At 63.7% G+C, this 15,104-nt stretch carries 17 protein-coding genes; 7 read left to right on the top strand and 10 right to left on the bottom strand.

Annotation, left to right across the window (positions count from 1 at the left end):
• Positions 1 to 23: 23 nt before the first annotated feature.
• The 6 genes from MTR64_RS05170 to MTR64_RS05195 are packed head-to-tail and all read right to left on the bottom strand — an operon-like array spanning position 24 to position 4,582.
• Positions 24 to 1,184 carry a deoxyguanosinetriphosphate triphosphohydrolase gene (locus MTR64_RS05170; RefSeq protein WP_243991387.1) on the bottom strand — a complete coding sequence of 387 codons (1,161 nt, stop codon included), beginning with the start codon at positions 1,182 to 1,184 and terminating at the stop codon, positions 24 to 26.
• A 43-nt stretch (positions 1,185 to 1,227) separates the two neighbouring features.
• Complete coding sequence (locus tag MTR64_RS05175; RefSeq protein WP_243991388.1) at positions 1,228 to 1,545, bottom strand: hypothetical protein; 318 nt, start codon at positions 1,543 to 1,545, stop codon at positions 1,228 to 1,230.
• 6 nt (positions 1,546 to 1,551) lie between these two features.
• A complete protein-coding gene (locus tag MTR64_RS05180; RefSeq protein WP_243991390.1) occupies positions 1,552 to 2,982 on the bottom strand; it encodes an NAD(P)(+) transhydrogenase (Re/Si-specific) subunit beta in 1,431 nt (476 codons plus the stop codon).
• Positions 2,982 to 3,287 (bottom strand): NAD(P) transhydrogenase subunit alpha, encoded by a 306-nt coding sequence (locus MTR64_RS05185; protein ID WP_243991392.1) that lies wholly within the window; start codon positions 3,285 to 3,287, stop codon positions 2,982 to 2,984. Before MTR64_RS05185 ends, MTR64_RS05180 begins: the two co-directional genes overlap by 1 nt.
• A gap of 14 nt (positions 3,288 to 3,301) precedes the next feature.
• On the bottom strand, positions 3,302 to 4,441 hold the full coding sequence (locus tag MTR64_RS05190) for an NAD(P) transhydrogenase subunit alpha (RefSeq protein ID WP_243991394.1): 1,140 nt from the start codon (positions 4,439 to 4,441) through the stop codon (positions 3,302 to 3,304).
• Between the two features lie 15 nt (positions 4,442 to 4,456).
• Positions 4,457 to 4,582: an aa3-type cytochrome c oxidase subunit IV gene (locus MTR64_RS05195; RefSeq protein WP_243991395.1), complete on the bottom strand. Its 126-nt coding sequence runs from the start codon at positions 4,580 to 4,582 to the stop codon at positions 4,457 to 4,459.
• 190 nt (positions 4,583 to 4,772) lie between these two features.
• Between MTR64_RS05195 and MTR64_RS05200 the strand changes: the two genes are divergently transcribed.
• The 4 genes from MTR64_RS05200 to MTR64_RS05215 all read left to right on the top strand — a co-directional run bounded on the left by MTR64_RS05200 (position 4,773) and on the right by MTR64_RS05215 (position 8,045).
• Positions 4,773 to 6,197, top strand: coding sequence for a sigma-54-dependent transcriptional regulator (locus MTR64_RS05200; protein ID WP_243991397.1), 1,425 nt, complete (start codon positions 4,773 to 4,775; stop codon positions 6,195 to 6,197).
• A gap of 36 nt (positions 6,198 to 6,233) precedes the next feature.
• Positions 6,234 to 6,698 carry a nuclear transport factor 2 family protein gene (locus tag MTR64_RS05205; protein ID WP_243991399.1) on the top strand — a complete coding sequence of 155 codons (465 nt, stop codon included), beginning with the start codon at positions 6,234 to 6,236 and terminating at the stop codon, positions 6,696 to 6,698.
• A 193-nt stretch (positions 6,699 to 6,891) separates the two neighbouring features.
• On the top strand, positions 6,892 to 7,281 hold the full coding sequence (locus MTR64_RS05210) for a limonene-1,2-epoxide hydrolase family protein (protein ID WP_243991401.1): 390 nt from the start codon (positions 6,892 to 6,894) through the stop codon (positions 7,279 to 7,281).
• Entirely contained in the window at positions 7,278 to 8,045 is a 768-nt protein-coding gene (locus MTR64_RS05215; protein ID WP_243991403.1) for an SDR family NAD(P)-dependent oxidoreductase, read from the top strand. Before MTR64_RS05210 ends, MTR64_RS05215 begins: the two co-directional genes overlap by 4 nt.
• A gap of 9 nt (positions 8,046 to 8,054) precedes the next feature.
• Here the strand turns inward: MTR64_RS05215 and folP are convergent, their stop codons facing one another.
• Both folP and MTR64_RS05225 read right to left on the bottom strand, forming a co-directional pair.
• Positions 8,055 to 9,167, bottom strand: coding sequence for a dihydropteroate synthase (gene folP, locus MTR64_RS05220; protein ID WP_243991404.1), 1,113 nt, complete (start codon positions 9,165 to 9,167; stop codon positions 8,055 to 8,057).
• Between the two features lie 235 nt (positions 9,168 to 9,402).
• Positions 9,403 to 10,539, bottom strand: a complete 1,137-nt coding sequence (locus tag MTR64_RS05225; RefSeq protein ID WP_327194249.1) for a site-specific DNA-methyltransferase — start codon at positions 10,537 to 10,539, stop codon at positions 9,403 to 9,405.
• Between the two features lie 279 nt (positions 10,540 to 10,818).
• Between MTR64_RS05225 and MTR64_RS05230 the strand changes: the two genes are divergently transcribed.
• Together MTR64_RS05230 and MTR64_RS05235 are read left to right on the top strand one after the other, a co-directional pair.
• The gene (locus tag MTR64_RS05230) at positions 10,819 to 11,514 is read left to right on the top strand and encodes a sulfotransferase family protein (protein ID WP_243991406.1); all 696 of its coding nucleotides are present in this window, start codon (positions 10,819 to 10,821) and stop codon (positions 11,512 to 11,514) included.
• A 194-nt stretch (positions 11,515 to 11,708) separates the two neighbouring features.
• On the top strand, positions 11,709 to 12,233 hold the full coding sequence (locus tag MTR64_RS05235) for a hypothetical protein (RefSeq protein ID WP_243991408.1): 525 nt from the start codon (positions 11,709 to 11,711) through the stop codon (positions 12,231 to 12,233).
• 101 nt (positions 12,234 to 12,334) lie between these two features.
• On the opposite strand, the gene MTR64_RS05240 is transcribed toward MTR64_RS05235, so the two are convergent.
• Positions 12,335 to 13,246 (bottom strand): oxidoreductase, encoded by a 912-nt coding sequence (locus tag MTR64_RS05240; RefSeq protein WP_243991410.1) that lies wholly within the window; start codon positions 13,244 to 13,246, stop codon positions 12,335 to 12,337.
• Positions 13,247 to 13,271: 25 nt separating this feature from the next.
• On the bottom strand, positions 13,272 to 13,907 hold the full coding sequence (locus MTR64_RS05245) for a ribonuclease HII (protein WP_243991412.1): 636 nt from the start codon (positions 13,905 to 13,907) through the stop codon (positions 13,272 to 13,274).
• Between MTR64_RS05245 and MTR64_RS05250 the strand changes: the two genes are divergently transcribed.
• Positions 13,906 to 15,072: a PQQ-dependent sugar dehydrogenase gene (locus tag MTR64_RS05250; protein ID WP_243991414.1), complete on the top strand. Its 1,167-nt coding sequence runs from the start codon at positions 13,906 to 13,908 to the stop codon at positions 15,070 to 15,072. The genes MTR64_RS05245 and MTR64_RS05250 overlap by 2 nt on opposite strands.
• Positions 15,073 to 15,104: the final 32 nt, after the last annotated feature.

Below are 15,104 nucleotides of genomic sequence, written 5' to 3' on the forward strand. Positions count from 1 at the left end.
GCTTGCCATGCTATTCCCCGGCCTCAGACATTGCTGAGCCCCTCGGGCGTCCTGCCAAAGATCATCTCATGACAGGAAATCGCGAAGCGGTCAGTCATCCCCGCGATGTAGTCCGCGATGTGGCGGCTGCGTTCGGGTTCCTGGCGGGGCAGCGTGTCGATCCAGCTTTCCTCCATTAGCACCGGTTCCTGCGAATAGGCGGAATAGAGTTCGGCCAGCACCGCCCGGGCGCGGCGCGCGGTTTCCAGCTGCTCTGGATGGTAATAGAGCTTGTCGTACATGAAGCGCTTGAAGATGCGCTCCGCCTCGGCCATTTCGGGCGAGAAGGCGACTAGCGGACGGCCCGCCGCGCGAACCTCCTGCGCGCTGCCCACGCTCACGAGGTTCTCTTTCGTCTGCCCAAGCAGATCATTGACCATCACGCCGATCTGGCTGCGGATCAGTTCTGCCAGTTGCCGGTCGCGCGGGACGCCCGGATAGCGGCGTTCCACCTCTGCCCACTGGCTGGCTACGAAAGGATGCGCAAGGAGTTCGTCGAGATCGAGAAAGCCCGCCCGGAGACCATCGTCGATGTCGTGGTTGTCATAAGCGATATCGTCCGACAGCGCGGCGACCTGCGCTTCCAGCGAGGCATGGGTATGAAGCTCCAGCCCATAGGCCGCATCCAGCTCTGCCAGCGCCCAGTTGGGTTGAGCAACCGGCCCGTTGTGCTTGGCCAGTCCTTCGAGCGTTTCCCATGTGAGATTCAGTCCATCGTGCTCGCAATAGGGACTGTCGAGCCGCATCAGCGTACGCAGGCAGTGGGCGTTGTGATCGAATCCACCGGCCTTGTGCAACGCCGCGTCGAGCGCTTCTTCACCCGCATGGCCGAAAGGCGGATGACCGATATCATGTGCCAGCGCGAGCGCTTCGGTCAGGTCTTCGTCGAGCCCCAGGATGCGAGCGATGACGCGCGCGATCTGGGCAACTTCCAGACTGTGCGTCAGGCGCACGCGGTAATGATCGCCATCAGGAGCAACGAAGACCTGCGTCTTGTAGCGAAGGCGGCGGAACGCGATCGAGTGGATGATCCGGTCGCGGTCGCGCTGGTACGCGCTGCGCGGACCGCGGGCGACCGCGTTCTCCATCGCAAATTCACGCCCGCGCGAATGGGCCGGATCAGAGGCGTAGGGGGCCAGGTTCAAGCGTATCTCTTCCCGCGTCGGCGATTGGGAAACCAGGCCCCCCCTAGCGGGCAAGTCCGGTGGAACACAAGGCTGCCGAACTGGCCGTGACGCGGATCACTTTGTTATCATCGATCTTGCGCACGGAACGCATCAGCCCCGCGACGGTGCGCCGCTCCTCCTCGAATGCCGTGAGCTTGTACAATTGCAGGAAGGATAGCCGCCGGACGAGACGATGCCCCATGCAGGCCGAAGCCTTGCCGCTCATGCCCGCCTCTGCAAAGGCCGTGCGAACGCGAAACTCCGCGAACCAGAACGCGCCGAACCAGAGCACTGCGGCAACCCCCGCCAGAAGCAGGAAGGATTTGATCAACCGGAGCATGGGAGCTCAGTCAGTGAGAGACTTGTTGATTTCCTCAACCATCTTCTTGGCGTCGGCGAGGAGCATCATCGTCTGGTCCATGTAGAACACGTCGTTGTCGACGCCCGCATAGCCCTGCCCGCCCATCGAGCGCTTGATGAAGAAGATCGTCTTGGCCTTGTCCACGTCGAACACCGGCATGCCGTAGATCGGCGAGGACTTGTCGGTCTTGGCCGCAGGGTTCACGACATCGTTGGCGCCGATGATGAAGGCGACATCGGTCTGCGCGAACTCGCTGTTGATGTCTTCGAGTTCGAAGACGTCGTCATAAGGCACGCTGGCTTCGGCGAGCAGCACGTTCATGTGCCCCGGCATGCGGCCCGCGACCGGGTGGATCGCAAATTTCACGGTGACGCCGTGCTCCTTGAGCAGGTCGGTCATCTCGCGCAGCGCGTGCTGGGCCTGTGCCACCGCCATGCCGTAGCCGGGAATGATGATGACGTTTTCGGCTTCCTTCATCAGGAACGCCGCATCCTCGGCAGAACCGCGCTTCCACGGGCGCTGCTCCCTAGCCTCGCCGCCGCCCACGCCGCCGGCATCGGCGCCGAAACCACCCGCGATCACCGAGATGAAGCTGCGGTTCATCGCCTTGCACATGATGTAGCTGAGGATCGCGCCCGAGGAACCGACCAGCGCGCCGGTGATGATCATCGCGGTATTGTGCAGAGTGAAGCCCATCGCCGCTGCTGCCCAGCCGGAGTAGGAGTTCAGCATCGAGACGACGACGGGCATGTCGGCACCGCCGATAGGTATGATCAGCAGGAAGCCGATGGCGAAGCTGAGCGCCACGACCACCCAGAACAGATGGTTCTCACCCGGCCCGGCATGAGCAGCGACGGTGAACATCGCCGTCAGCGCGATGATCAGCACCAGCGTGCCGAGATTGATCACATGCCGGGCGGGCAGCAGGATCGGCGAGCCGGACATGTTCCCATTGAGCTTGGCAAAGGCGATGACCGAGCCCGAAAAGGTGATGGCACCGATCGCCGCGCCCAGCGCCATCTCGACACGGCTGACGGTGAGGATATTGCCGTCCGCGCCCAGAATGCCGAAAGCATCCGGATTGAGGAACGCGGCGACCGCAACCAGCACGGCGGCAAGACCCACCAGCGAGTGAAACGCCGCCACAAGCTGCGGCATCGCCGTCATCTGAATGCGGCGGGCAATCACGAAACCAATTCCGCCACCGATCACGATCGCGCCGATGATCTCAGGCAAGCTGGCGATCTCGTGCGTCACCAGCGTCGTCACCACGGCAATCGCCATGCCGAACATACCATAGCGGTTGCCCGCCCGGCTTGTCGCGGGAGACGACAGCCCGCGAAGTGCCAGAATAAAGCAGACACCCGCGACGAGATAGGCCACGGCCACCCAGGGGTTCACAGCATGGGCTTCCATTACTGCTTGCCTCCCTTCGCGCCAGGCTTGTCCTTCTTCTTGTACATCGCCAGCATCCGTTCAGTGACGGCGAAGCCACCGAAGATGTTGACGCTTGCCAAGACCACCGCGCCGAGCCCCAGCCACTTGGCCAGTGGCGAACCGGCCGCCGCGCTGGCAATCAGTGCGCCCACGACAATCACCGAGGAAATCGCGTTGGTCACCGCCATCAACGGCGTATGCAGCGCCGGGGTCACCGACCAGACGACGTAATAGCCGACGAAGCAGGCCATCACGAAGATCGAGAGTATCGAGACGAAATCCATGTTCGCGGCCCTCCTCAGGCCAGAAGGCGCGGATTGACGACCTTGCCGCCCTGCGTCAGCCGCACGGCATCGCCGATCTCTTCATCGAGCACCGGCTTGCCCTGTTCCTTGTCCCAGAAGGCCGAGAGGAAATTGAACAGGTTGCGCGAATAAAGTGCCGAGGCATCGGCCGGCAGGTGTGCCGGGGTGTTCGAGAAACCCATGATCTTCACACCGTGCCGCTCGACGATCTGGTCCGCGACGCTGCCCTCGACATTGCCGCCCTGCGCCACCGCAAGGTCGAAGATCACGCTGCCCGGCTTCATCGTCGCGATCTGCGTGTCGGTGATCAGGCGCGGCGCCGCGCGGCCCGGGATCAGCGCGGTGGTCACGACGATGTCCTGCTTGGCGATATGGCTGGAAACCAGTTCGGCCTGCGCCTTCTGGTATTCCTCGCTCATTTCGGTGGCATAGCCACCCGAGCCCTCGCCCTCGATTCCCGCGACATTCTCGACGAAGATCGGCTTGGCGCCCAACGAGAGGATCTGTTCTTTGGTCGCCGAGCGTACGTCAGTCGCACTGACCTGTGCGCCCAGACGCCGAGCAGTGGCGATCGCCTGCAGGCCCGCGACGCCCACCCCCATGACAAAGCACTTGGCCGCGCTCACGGTACCCGCCGCCGTCATCATCATCGGGAAAGCGCGGCCATAGGTATCGGCTGCAGCGATCACCGCCTTGTAACCGGCAAGGTTGGACTGGCTGGAGAGTACGTCCATGGACTGCGCGCGGGTGATACGCGGCATGAACTCCATCGCCAGCGCTTCCAGCCCCGCAGCCGCATAGGCTTCGATGCGAGCACGCTGGCCAAAGGGATCGAGCGTCGCGACCACCCAGGCGCCCGGCGTCGCCCCACCCAGCAGTGCCGGATCGGGGCCCTGCACGCCCAATACGACCTGCGCCCCCGAAAGCACGGCCTCCATCGGCCCAACCTCGGCCCCGGCGGCGCGATAATCTTCATCAGACAGACTGGCGGCCAGTCCTGCATCGCACTCGACAGCAACCGACGCGCCTAGCGCAATCAGCTTTTTCACCGTCTCCGGCGTGGCAGCCACGCGCGTCTCACCAGGATCGCGCTCCTTGAGGACCGCGATCCGCTGACCTTGCGGTTCCGTCAATTCAGGAAACTCCGGTCAGGACGTGATCAAGCCAATGACAATCGCGACAATCACGACGACAATGCCCGTGCCCCAGGTCGCAGCCTTGATGAAACCGTCATAGGTTGCCTGAGCGGCCTTGATGTCGTTGCCCGAAGTCATGAACTGCATTCCCCTGTGAATTTCACTGACTGATGCTCTAGCCGGGGCTGCGCGCACGCTCAAGTGCGAAGCGGCAACCAACAGGAACAGAAAATGTCGCTTGCAGCATTTCAGGCTTAATTTCGTCTTTACCCAATTGGCCTATGCCAGAGGTCCAACACCGAAAGAGGCGGATGGCAGCGGCAATACAATGGCGGATCTGAATCAACGCCTTCTCATGCTCATCGACGACGAGCCGGCCCAAAGCAGGCTCATCTCTGCATTGGCAGCCCGTGAAGGCTGGCGCACGGTGATCGTGCGCGATGCCGAAACCGCAATTGCCACGCTCGGCACCCGGCAGGGCATGCAGCTTTCAGCGATCATCCTCGACCAGTGGGTGCCCGGCGAAGATGCATGCGACCTGATCGCAGAGCTTAAATCCCGGCGCCCGGCCCTGCCGATCCTGATGCTCACCACCAGCACTTCGCCGCTGCTCGCAGTCGAGGCGATGCGTGCCGGAGCAACCGACTATCTCGTAAAACCGGTGGCGCCGGACCGGCTTATGCACGCGCTGCGCTCTGCCACCACACGCGAAGCGCCGCGCGACGAACTTGCACCGCTGACCGAGAAGATGCCGTCTAATCCCGACTTCGAATCGATGATCGGGGCGGCACCGAACTTCCGCAAGGCGCTTGCCGTCGCCGCGAAGGCCGCGCGCGGACACAGCCCGGTCCTGATCGAAAGCGAAAGCGGCACCGGCAAGGAAATGCTGATCCGGGCCATGCATGCGGCAAGCCCGCGCGCGAAAATGCCGCTCAGGATCGTCAACATCGGCGGCCTTCCTGCCAATTCGATCGAATCGGTCCTGTTCGGCCACGAAAAGGGCGCTTTCCCCGGTGCCTTCGAACGCCAGGTCGGCGCCCTGCAGCATTGCGACGGCGCAACCCTGGCTCTCGACGAGATCGACCGCCTGCCGCTATCGGTTCAGGAACGCCTGCTTGAATCAGTCCGGAAGAGCGACGTTCGCCCGATCGGTGCGCCGTATTCCTTCCGCATCGACGTGCGCCTGATCGCGGCGAGCAACCTGCCCCTGCAGGATCTCGTCGATCAGGGGCATTTCCTGCCCGAACTGCTCGAGGCGATTTCCACGACCAAGATCCTGCTGCCGCCCCTGCGCGAGCGGACCGCAGACATTCCCGCCCTTACCCGCTTCTTCCTCGCCCGCATCGGCGAGCAGCCCGGCCTGCGCGAACTGGGCATTACCGACGGGGCACTCTCGCTGCTGGCCGCTTACGACTGGCCGGGTAACGTGCGCCAACTCCAGGCCGTGCTGTTCCGCGCAGCCGTGTTCTGCGACGGCGATGCCCTGACATCCGAAGACTTCCCCCAGCTCCTGAGCATTCTCGGCACCGGCCCTTCCCACGTCGCAGGCAACCACGTACAGGAAAGTTCAGGCGTCATGCTTTACACGCCCGACGGCAACCTGCGCCCTCTGGAAGAGATCGAAGCCGACGTCATCCGCCTCGCCATTGGTCTCTACCGCGGCAGGATGACCGAAGTGGCCCGGCGCCTCGGCATCGGCCGCTCGACGCTTTACCGGAAGCTGTCCGAACTCGGGATCGACAACGCCGCCTGAGCCCTCCACTCTTCCGCATCAAGGGAGAGAATGGACATGGACATCTGCACGCGGCTCGCCGCCATCGAGGATATCAGGCAGTTGAAGGCCCGATACTGGCGCGGCGTGGACAACGGCGACGCAGCGCTGGTGCGCTCGATCCTCGCCGAAGATTGCGTGCTGGACTATAGGGGCTGCTGCACCGATCCGGTTTCCGGAATCGACCACATGCCCGCGATGAACATTGTGCTGGAAGGCCGGGACACGTGGCCCGACACCGTCGCCCCCATCGGCCCGAAGATCGTCACCGTCCATCAGGGCAATGACCCTGACATTGCCGTCGAAAGCGAAAGCGCCGCCCGTGGCATCTGGTGTTTCACCGACCGGTTCTTCCTGCCGCCCGGCGGCCCGTTCGAGCGGCTCACCGGCTGGGGCCGCTACCACGAGACCTACGAGAACAAGGGCGACGGCTGGAAGCTGAAGACCACCCGGATCGAGAGGCTCCGGGTCGAAGTGGCCTGAACGGCCTGCCAGCCCCGCAAGGTTCCGCCAGAGTCAGGTGACTGTGCCGCGACCGCTTCTGCCTTGCATCACGCCTGGACTTTCGCGGTTGACCGGCAGGACGACTGCCGGAACATTCCCTGCAGACGAAGGCTCCCGCGTCATCGCCCCAGGCAATGCCGGAAGAGCCTTACCAACCCCGGGAGAGAACGTGATGACACCAACCGAAACCGTGCTGGCTTTTCTCGCAGAACTGGAAAACCCCGGCGGCTTTGAGGCCGGCGTGCGAAAGTTCTTCACCCCGTCCACGCGCTATCTGAATGTCGGGATGTCGGATACCACCGGAGTGGATGATACTGTTGCCTTCGTTCGCGGTTTCGAAGCACAGACGGGGATCAGCTACATGCTGGTGGACATGCTCGCGCTTGCCGAGGATGGCACGAAAGTGCTCACCGAGCGGATCGACAAGCTCTATGCCGCGGACGGCACGCTGGTCATGGACCCGCCGGTGATGGGCATCTTCGAAACCGCCGGCGGCAAGATCACTGGCTGGCGGGACTATTTCGACACTCTCAAATCGACAGGCGGACAGACACCTTCATGAACGAATTTTCCGGCAAGACTGCACTTGTCACCGGCGCCGCTTCAGGGATCGGCGCCGCGACAGCCCGATGGCTCGACGAACGCGGCATTGCACGCCTCATTCTCGTCGACTGCGACGGCGCGACGCTCAGCGCCCTGCCATTTCGCGCGCAGACCCGCTGCGTGGCCGGGGATGTCACCGACGAAGCCCTGTGGAGCGAGATCGAGGCGACCGAACCCGTTCTCCATCACGCCGTGCTCAATGCCGGAGTGGCCGACGGGTGCCCGATTGCCTCGCTCGACTTTGCAGAATGGCGGCGCATCCTGTCCGTCAATCTCGACGGCATGTTCCTGTCGCTGCGCGCCGCGCTGCGGCTGATGACGCGCGAGGGCGACTCGACAGGGCGAAGCGCCGTGCTCACCAGTTCCGTTGCCGGACTCAAACCCGTGGCGATGACGGCAGCCTATGGCTCCAGCAAGGCCGCCGTGGCCCACTTGACCCGTATCGCAGCAGCCGAATACGCGCAGCAGGGCATCCGCATCAATGCCGTCGCGCCCGGCCGCGTTGACACGCCGATCTGGACGAAAAACGCCCATTTCCAGGCGATGGTTGAAGAACTGGGCAGCCGCGAGGCGGCGCTGGACAGGCTGGCGGAAGATTCGACACCGCTGGGCCGCTTTGCAACGGCCGATGAAATGGCCGGCCAGATCGGCTTCCTGCTCTCGCAGGCCGCCTGGAACGTGACCGGCACAGTGCTTGTCAGCGACGGTGGTTACAGCCTCTGATCTCTGCGATCAGTGCGCCAGTTGCGTGAAATCGGTGAGCGCCGCATCGCGCAGGCCTCGCCAGACGCGCACGGCCTGCACTGTCTCGGGGACATCATGCACGCGCAGGATTTGCGCACCCGCTTCCATCGCCCTGACCGCCAGCATGATCGAGCCGCCGAGCCGTTGATGCGGCTGCGCCTCGTTCGACAATGCGCCGATCATCCGCTTGCGACTGACGCCCACCAGCAGCGGCTGCCCCAGTGCATGGAACAGCGGCAAGGCGTTCATCAGCGCGAGGTTCTCGGCCACGGTCTTGCCGAAGCCGATACCGGGATCGAGCACGACCTTCTCCCGCGCGATACCTGACGCCACGGCCTCATCGCGCCGCTTCGCCAGCCAGTCGAACACATCGAGCACGACGTCGGCATAGTCGCCGTTCGAATGCAGATCATCCGCCTTGCCGGGCGCGTGCATCAGCACCACCGGCGCACCACTCGAAGCCGCCAGCTCCTGGCTGCGCGGGTCGTAACGCAGGGCAGAAACGTCATTGATGATATGCCCGCCCGCCTGGAGGCTGGCTTCCATCACCGCAGGCCGGCGGGTGTCGATGCTGATCGCGGCACCCATTGCCGCTAGCCGCTCCACCATCGGCACGACCCGCTTGATCTCGTCACCTTCCCAGACCGCTCCCGCGCCGGGACGGGTGGATTCCCCGCCCACGTCGATGATCGCCGCCCCCGCTTCCAGCATGGCCGCGGCATGATCTCCGGCCACCTGCGGATCGTCCAGGAACTGCCCGCCATCGGAAAAGCTGTCCGGCGTCATGTTGAGAATACCCATGACCTGCGGCTGCTCGAGCCGGATCATGCGGGCCCCGCATTGCAGTGGGGCGTGAATCTTACGCAAGTTGTCCCACTGCGAGTCCGCCTGCTCGCGCAGGTCCACCGGAAGCGCTGACAATGCCGCTGGCATGTCGGCCGCCGAAAGTCGTTTGCGCGAGATGATCTTGCCATGCTCGCGAACTATTATCGCGAACCGGCTGGCCCAGACCATAGCACCGCCAAGACGGATCGCCTCGCCGTCCTCGCTTTGCGGACTTTCGGCCAGGGCGATGGGGCGGATGTAGAGCGATCGGGTCATGCTTGCTTTCCCGTTCTCACGCGAGCGCGGCTGGTAGGGAGGTATGCCTTAGGATGGTTCGCAAAAAGGGCAAAGGCGCGAAGAGGATGTCCGCAGGGCAAGGCCCCTGCATCACACTGCGGTGGCTGCATCACTGCAACCTGTCGGCGCCCCCCGACGCCGGTCTCTTCTTCGCGCCTTTGCACACTCCCCCAACTCAACTCCGGGACAATTCAGTCCTTTTCGAGCGCCCGAATCAGGGCTCGGTTGCGAGCAGGTAAAGCTGGCGAATGGCATCGATCGGCTTGATCTCTCCCTTATGTTCCAGGTGCCAGAAGGTCCAGCCGTTGCACGACGGTGCCCCCTGAAGCTTGGCGCCAACGCCGTGGATGGAACCGTTCTCGGCGCCTTCGGCCATCAGTGATCCGTCAGCCCGCACGATGGCAGTGAAGCGGCCTTTCTTGTCCGTGAGCGTGGTGCCCGGCGCGATCCAGCCGGTTTCGATCAGCGTGCCGAACGCCACCTTGGGCGCGGTCCGCTTCGACTGCATGGTCTTGAGCGCGGACTCGTCGAGTTCCAGCGCCATGTCGATGCGCTCGCGTGCGGCATCGCGATAGGCATCCTCGCGCTCGCAGCCGATCCAGTCGCGGCCCAGACGCTTGGCGACCGCACCGGTGGTGCCCGTACCGAAGAACGGGTCGAGCACGACATCGCCCTTGTTGGTGGTAGCCAGCATCACCCGGTAGAGCAGCGCCTCGGGCTTCTGCGTCGGGTGGACCTTGTGGCCGCCCTTCTTGAGCCGCTCCTGCCCGCCGCAGATCGGCAGCACCCAGTCCGAGCGCATCTGCAGCTCGTCGTTCAGCGTCTTCATAGCGCGGTAGTTGAAGGTGTACTTAGACTTCTCGCCCATCGAGGCCCAGATCAGCGTCTCGTGCGCATTGGTGAAGCGGGTGCCCTTGAAGTTGGGCATCGGGTTAGCCTTGCGCCAGACGATGTCGTTGAGGATCCAGAACCCCATGTCCTGCATGATCGCGCCGACGCGGAAAATGTTGTGGTACGATCCGATCACCCAGATCGAGCCTTCCGGCTTGAGCACGCGGCGCGCTTCCTTGAGCCAGTCGCGGGTGAACTGGTCGTAGGCGGCGAAGCTGGAGAACTTGTCCCACTCGTCGGTCACAGCATCTACGTGACTGCCGTCCGGACGCGAGAGATCGCCGCCCAGTTGCAGGTTGTAGGGCGGATCGGCGAAGATCATGTCCACCGAAGCATCGGGAATGGTCCGCATCGCCTCGACGCAGTCGCCCGGAATGATCTTCCCGAGCGGCAACAGCTCCTTCGGTGTCGAAGCTGGCGCACGCGCGCGAATTCGTTCCTTGACGAGTACCTGACCCATTTCTGCTCCGCTGATGATGTTACAAATAGCTGTGGATTGCCCCCATGGTGAGTCTTTGCGGACTCCGCGTCAAGCCGCGACTCGTTAGGAATCCTTGTGATTTCGAGTACAGATCGAGCGGAACAAAACGAATCCGACACAAGATATCGAGTCGCGCCACACCCCGGAGACTCAACATCTTGGGGGCGTGTCCAAAGGGACTCACTACAAAAAATAGTTCTCCCCGGCCTGACGGGGCCGGGCTAATCTGCCGCCTCAACACCTCACGGGAGAATTGCAGTGACGCTCAAGGTTATCGGCGCAGGGCTCGGACGCACTGGAACGATGTCGCTCAAGCTGGCGCTCGATCATCTCGGTTTCGGGCCTTGCTACCACATGTCGGAACTGCTGGCGGGCGCGCGCCGCAACCTGCCGCTGTGGCTCGACGTGGTGGCCGGAAAGCCGGACTGGGACACGATCTTCGAAGGCTACGCCTCCACTACCGACAATCCCGCCTGTAACTTCTGGCGCGAACTGGCCGACCACTTCCCCGAAGCCAAGGTGATCCTGACGACGCGCGATGCGGATTCCTGGTTCAATTCGGTGAGCGAGACGATCTTCAGCCCCGGCCACCTCGCCAGCTTCGCCGCCGAACCCATCAGCACCTTCATTCGCGGCACCGTGACCCGCGACTTCGGCGACCGCATCCACGACCGCGCCTTCATGACCAAATTCTTCCGGCAGCGGGATGCCGAAATCATCGCCGCCCTGCCCGCCGAACGGCTTCTGGTCCTGCCCGTAGGCGCCGGATGGAAGCCGCTGTGCGATTTCCTCGGCGTCCCGGTCCCCGATGCCCCCTACCCCAGGGTCAATACAGAGAAGGAATGGCTGGCGGCCGTCCCGCACGATCCCGAGCACCAGCCCACGCCCGATCAGGCCGAGGCTTTCGGCAAGGCCTTCATCGCAACGATGCGCGATCAGGCCTTTGGGGGTTAGGCTGCTGCGAAAGATGGCCTCAACGGCAGCTTTTCCCAACTTGCATGTAAAATCTTCTACTCCGGAGCTGAGAGTGACGCACGACAACCCTGGCAACGCTAAAGAGTTGCTGCCGCTGAAATAATCGCCGGTGGCGGTTTGCGAAATCGTCCTCGATGCCGTACTTGTTTCATCCGGGCATGGGAGGGTGCGTAGTGAAAGGTCTGGAACTGAATTCCATCGCTTCGGTCGGACTTGTTCTGGGCGGGGCCACAGGGATTGCGGGAACTTTTGCACCGTCCGCTGCATTGCGCGGGCTCCTGTGGGGAATAGACGGCACCAGCCTGACAATCGCAGCTGTGTTGCTGACGCTCAGCTTTCTTCGAGCCGGACACGATCTCGTAGCCGGAGGCTTCCTCGTTTTTGCATTCGGTCAATGCCTGGTCCTGGCGACTGCGGCAATGCCGCTCGACGCAGGCGCACCAATCCTGGGCGCGGGTGCAGCTCTCTGGGCGGCAGGACTGGTATTGGTCAGTTTTCCACGAACATTGCCACTGTTCGTTCGCCTGCTTGGCCTCGCTGCCGCGCTTCTTCTCGGCATTCCTGCGGTCAGGATCCTGCTCGGTGAACCGGTCAACGCTCTGACCCAACCCCTGCCGTTTAACGCATATCCAGTGCTGGTCGCGACGATGCTGGGATGGGTTTGGACATTGTGGAAACGCCCCCCTGCCACCGATTAAGCGAGGTCAGGTCGATGCGAACGTCCGCTCCTTCCGGCATTTCAGCCATTCATCGCGGCGGTAGCGTTTCCCGATAGCAGACCTCCATTCAACACTCGTCGCTAGGCCAGCGGATACCGCACGCCGGTAGCTTCTTCCGACAGCGTCCATAGCCGCGCCGCAGCCTCAGGATCGCGAGCAGCCGCCATCCGTTTGGCGATACCTGAGGGGCCCGACGCCCCACCCATGTGTTGCGGCCCATAGAACTCGCCCGGCACCGCGTCCGGTGCCACCGACGCCTGCAAGGTCGGCCAGGCGCCTTGTGCCGCGCTGTTGAAGATCAGGCCCGCCAGCGGGAAGAATATCCGCGCAAAGCCGCTGTGCCGGTCGAGATCGGTCTTCGCGAAGCCGGGATGGCAGGCCATCGCGCTGACCGGCGATCCCGCCGCCCTGAGCCGCCGGTCCAGCTCGAACAGGTGCAGCAGGTTCATCAGCTTGCTGTCCGAATAGCGCTTGGTGCGGCTGTAGCTCTGGTGCGCGTCGATATCGTCCCAGTCGATCCGGCCACCCTTGTGGGCAAGGCTTGAGGTAATGACCACGCGCGCGCCGGGTGTCCCGGAAAGCTTGGGCAGCAGCAGCCCGGTCAGCGCGAAAGGCGCGAGGTGATTGACGCCGAACTGCAGTTCATGCCCCTGCGCCGTGCGCTGGAGCGGCGGGAACATGACGCCCGCGTTGTTCACCAGCACGTCGAGGCGAGGCTCTTCCGCGATGACCTTGTGCGCGCATTCCTGGACCGATCCGATGTCGGCCTGATCGAGATGGACGAACGAAAGGTTCGCGCCCGGCACCGCCATGCGGATACGCTCGATCGCCTGGCGCGCCTTGTCCTCGCTGCGGCAGGCCATCAGCACCCGCGCGCCATGAGCGGCCAGCACTTTAGACGTTTCAAAGCCGAGCCCGGTGTTGGCCCCGGTGACGAGAAAGCACTTGCCTGCCTGCGAGGTAACCTGCTGTGCCGTGAACCCTTTTGCCATTCTGCCTCCCTCCCCGTTGTGCTGCCTAGAGGCGCATTTCCAGTTGCGCGACCGGCGCGAAGCTGCGCCGGTGGTGCGGCGTCGGTCCGTGTTCGCGCAGCGCCGCCATGTGCTCGGCCGTGCCGTATCCGGCATTGCGCTCCCACCCGTAATGCGGGTGGATTTCAGCCAGTTGACGCATCATCCGGTCGCGATGTTCCTTGGCGATGATCGAAGCCGCCGAAATGCACGGCTCCAGCGCATCGCCGCCGACGATCGCGCGCGCCTTCCAGCGCCAGTCCGCCGTACGCCCGTGGGGCGTGAGATTGCCGTCCACCAGTACTTCGGCCGGTTCACCGCCCAGTTGCCCGCACAGTGACAGCACCGCGCGGGTCATCGCCAGCATCGTCGCCCCGAAAATGTTGAGCCGGTCGATCTCCTCGACATCGACCACGCCCACCGCCCATGTGCAGCGGCGCTTGATCGTTTCTTCCAGAGCGGCCCGGCGCGTCTTCGATAGTTTCTTGGAATCGTCGAGCCCCGCCGGGCGGGGCTTGCACAGCACCACCGCCCCCGCCACAACCGGTCCTGCCAGCGGCCCGCGCCCGGCTTCATCGACACCGATGATGAAGCCTTGCCCGGAATGGGCACCGGTCCCGGTTTCAAGCATTGAGGCAGACATGAAAGCGCGCATCCTCCTTCCATTGGTATCGACTCTGGGCCTGTTCACGGCAAGCTGCAGTCAGGCCGCGACCGGGGAAAACGCGCCCGAAAGCGCAATGCCGTTCCGCGTCGAGCAAGTGGCCGGGTTCGACGAGCCCTGGGCCATGGCCATCGATCCGGCGACCGGCATCGCGCTCGTGACCGAGAAGAAGGGGCACTTGCGGATGCTCCTGCCCGATGGCCGCAATGTCCTCGTGCCCGGCGCTCCCAAAGTCGACTACGGCGGCCAGGGCGGCTTCGGCGACGTGATATTCGCGCCGGAAGCGCATACAAGCGGATCATCGCTCGACGGGCACACCGTCTATCTCAGCTGGGCAGAAGCAGGCAGCGGCGATACGCGCGGCGCGGCTGTCGGACGCGGAACGCTCGCCTGCGCCAGCGAAGCCAGCTGCCGCCTCGAAGGGCTCACGGTGATCTGGCGCCAGCAGCCGAAAGTCACGGGGCGCGGACACTATTCGCACCGCCTCGCCTTCTCACCCGATGGGCAATATCTCTTCATCAGCTCGGGCGAACGGCAGAAGATGCAACCTGCACAGGACCTGACCAACAATCTCGGCACGATCGTCCGCCTGCTGCCGGACGGCACACCGGCGCCCAGCAATCCCTTTGCGGACAAGCCCTCACCCACAAATCAGATCTGGTCCTTCGGCCACCGCAACGTGCTGGGCATCGCGTTCGATCCCGAAGGCCGGTTGTGGGACCTCGAGCATGGCCCGGCGGGCGGCGACGAACTAAATCTGGTGAAGCCGGGCCAGAACTATGGCTGGCCGCTGGTGTCCGACGGCGATCACTACGACGGCAAGCCGATCCCGCGCCACTCCACCCGACCCGACCTTGCCGCTCCGGCGATCAGCTGGAACCCGGTAATCGCGCCGGGCGACTTCATCTTCTACACCGGCAGCCAGTTTCCTGCGTGGACAGGACAGGCCGTGATCGCCTCTTTCGCGGTTCCTGGCCTGGTCCGCGTGCGGATCGATGGCGAAAAAGCCATCGTGGAAGCACGCTATCCGCTCGACAACCGCATTCGTGAGATCGAGCAGGGTCCAGACGGTACGATCTGGCTGCTGGAAGACGGCCCGGCGCCCGGCAGCGGTCATCTTCTCAAACTCACGCCTGCGAATTGAATCGACAAAGGCGCGCGCCGCCCCTATCCGCG

The organism is Novosphingobium album (ex Hu et al. 2023) (assembly GCF_022832385.1).
Classification (GTDB): Bacteria; Pseudomonadota; Alphaproteobacteria; order Sphingomonadales; family Sphingomonadaceae; genus Novosphingobium; species Novosphingobium album.